The following is a 3,220-nucleotide window of genomic DNA, read 5'->3' on the forward strand; positions in this document are numbered from 1 at the left end:
AAAAACAAATGTTTAAGTTTTTTCAAAAATATTAACGAGTATACAGATGAATTGTCTACTCTTTTAACTGAAAATTTTCAAATTATTGGCGAGCAAATTTCGAAAACCTGATTTGTTTGACTATATTGCGTATCTCGGATTAAAGAAACACGGTCTTCTTTCAACAAGTGTTCAAGGGTTTTCTTTTTAACGGGCTTACCTATTTTCCCACATGCGTTACATTGGGTTGTGAAATCTCTATAACTATTTTCTGGATTACAACACACCATTTAATTATAGCCTCCTATTCTAAACAACAACTCATTGTGCTAATATCCCTTCTAAAAGCCTAGGCAGCAATCTTTATAGCCTCACAGTCTGATGGGGAACCTGTCCATTAATAGAATTCCGTAAAAGTTCAAATACCGTGGTTATCTGTCCTTTACGCCTCCACCGCAGTGAATCCAGATTTTTCCAGCGCTTTTTTGATCTGTTCTTGCTGTATCCTTGCCGGTTCATAGCGCACGTAAGCGTGCTTTTGCGGTACCTTTGTTCTAACTTCCTGAATACCAGGGAGGGATCTTAAAATTGTGTTGATCTTTTCGGCACATCCCTCGCAAACTAAGTTTGGGATCAGGAATTCCACCTCTGCGAGCGGTGCAATCTCTGGCTCCTCCTCACGTTCCAGGTTAATAGCACGGATGCGGAGTGTGTTCAGAAGGATAGCAAAGATGCTCAGCACCATGACAATAATTGCGAGTATCGGCGAGACCATTCCCATCGCTGCAAGGATCATCCCAAAGATATTAAAGATCACCGCCACAATAACGTTTCCGGTTAAAGTGCGGTAGCTCACTTTGCCTAATATCAAGGCGCTGAACACATCTTGTATCCTGTCGCTTACCAGGATTACCCCAGCAGATTCAATTGCAACATCAGTGCCTGCACCAATTGCGATACCCACATTTGCCTGTGCAAGTGCAGGGGCATCGTTAATGCCATCACCGACCATAGCAATCCTGCGTCCCTCAGCCTGGAGGGTTTTGATTGCAGAGACTTTATCGGCGGGTGACAGTTCCGCCCTGACCTCATCAATACCGAGCGATTTGCCGATCGCTTCAGCCGCACGTCGGGAATCACCGGTCAGCATAACGGTCTTTACTCTGCGTTGTTTAAGTTTTTCAATCAGCCGTGCAGCGCCACGGCGTGGTGTATCCTGAAGTGCAAACACACCAATAGTTTTTCCACCATGCGCTACAACGACTACCGTTTTGCCCTCGGAACCCAGAGAATCAATATTCGAGCGTACCTCATTTGGCAGGTGAACTCCGTGTTCCTCAATAAATAACGGCTTTCCTGCCAGGACTTCATTACCGCCAATGATTGCAGATACTCCTTTGCCCGGCCATGCTCTGAAGTTTTCGGTCGGCTTTCTTGAAATACCCTCACGTTGTGCAAAGAAGCTGATGGCCTGTCCAAGGGGATGTTCAGAATGACCTTCTACTGAACCTGCATAGGCAAGGAGCTCTGTCCTTCCTGCATCAAAGGTTATAACATCTGTTACAGTTGGCTTCCCATAGGTGAGTGTGCCTGTTTTGTCGAGCACAATAGTATCAGTAGTTGCGAGTTCATGGAAGACCTCGCTTGCCTTTACCAATAGACCGATAGAGATTCCCTTACCGCCTGCTATGGCCGCAAGCATAGGTGTTGTAATTCCCAGGGCACAGGGATAGCCCATGACGATGGTTGTGAGTAAGGCGAGCGTTGCCTGTTTATAATCACCGGTTAAGAGCGCCCAGCCTATGAATGCAAGCCCGGCAATGATGAAGACTACCGGGCCGTAGTAGTTCATAAGCCGGTCTGCGAGCAGTTCAAGTGGTGGCTTACGGTCTGCGATCTGCGTCATGAGGCGTACAATCTGGCTCAGGAAGCTGTCCTGGCCGATCTTTGTGACACGGATTTTCAGTAAACCGTCGAGGTTCAGTGTACCTCCGATAGTTCCGGATCCTACTTCTTTTACGGACGGAAGCGATTCACCGGTAAAGCTTGATTCATCCACGCTTGCAATACCCTCGATTACTTCACCATCGAGCGGGATGCGTTCACCTGGCCGGACGATAAGGGTTTCGTTTACAGCAACCTCACTGGTGAGCGCTTCGACTGTCTGGTCTCCGCGCAGTACTCTGGCGCGTGATGGCTGGAGTGAGAGGAGTTTACGAACTGCCTCAGATGCCTTTTTTCTGGTACCGAGCTTGAAGTAGCCAAAGAAGAGGTGGAGCGCCATCAACCATGCGGCAACAGGCAGGAAATTCGGCCAACGATGGTCAAAAAGAGATAGTGTACCGATAACAAATGAACCCCACGCACCGGTTGAAAGTAAGACGTTTGCATTTATTACCCGCTGCCGGACGGCCAATAACGTCTTGCGTAGAATAGGATACCCTACCCAGAGCAGGACGAACGATGATATCACAAGGCTGAACCATGTCCTGTGTTGTGCTGTAAGCCTGAACAGGTTTAGGGGATCGACAAAGAGATCGACCAGCGCGAGCGCCATACCAATGATGCCACGATGCATGATGAGCTTAAATAGCGCTTCATCCGTGGTATACTGCTGAACTTCGGTCGCAGAGACGTTGTAACCGAGCTTTTCGACGGCGACTGAAAGCTCTGTGCGGCTGATTTGTGCTGTGTCCGCCTCGACGACAACAATTCCATGGACGAGGTTGACCAGCACGCTTTTAACACCTGGATAGCGCTTGAGCGCCTTCTCGAGAGTCATTGTGCAGAACGAACACATCATTCCGGAGACTTTCATCTGAATGGTTTGAACAGTTTCGGTTACCATGTTTATACCCTCCTTTTAAATTTAGGATGTTTTGAGGAATAAAGCTCCTTTCCAACAGCTAAGAAATATTTTGTTGGAACACAACCAACATTTACACAGGTACCACCCATAGGAAATCCTATATTTATAATGGCTGTTTTTATATTCAGTTCATCAGCCCTTGTAGCAGCCGCAAAACCCGCTGCTCCGCCGCCAATGATAATTAATTCAAACTGCTTGTTTGACATTATTTTTCTCCTTTCTTCAAACCAGTTTTGTAATAGTTCACCGGTAGAGTAGAAACAGACGACGAGAACTTAGGCAGAAGTTTGTTTTCTCTGTTTGCTGGCTGGTTTCCCGCCAGTGCCACCATATCTCCGCCATATACTTATCATCTGCCCCCCTCGTCAAACC

2 protein-coding genes are annotated in these 3,220 nt (G+C 47.1%); both read right to left on the reverse strand.

Going from position 1 to position 3,220, the window contains the following annotated elements:
• Positions 1-421: 421 nt before the first annotated feature.
• Positions 422-2,827, reverse strand: coding sequence for a heavy metal translocating P-type ATPase (locus tag QZT26_RS16995; RefSeq protein WP_295103860.1), 2,406 nt, complete (start codon positions 2,825-2,827; stop codon positions 422-424).
• Between the two features lie 2 nt (positions 2,828-2,829).
• Positions 2,830-3,054, reverse strand: coding sequence for an FAD-dependent oxidoreductase (locus QZT26_RS17000; protein WP_295103862.1), 225 nt, complete (start codon positions 3,052-3,054; stop codon positions 2,830-2,832).
• Positions 3,055-3,220: the final 166 nt, after the last annotated feature.

Origin of the sequence: uncultured Candidatus Kuenenia sp. (assembly GCF_900696675.1) — a bacterium.
GTDB classification, from domain to species: domain Bacteria; phylum Planctomycetota; class Brocadiia; order Brocadiales; family Brocadiaceae; genus Kuenenia; species Kuenenia stuttgartiensis_A.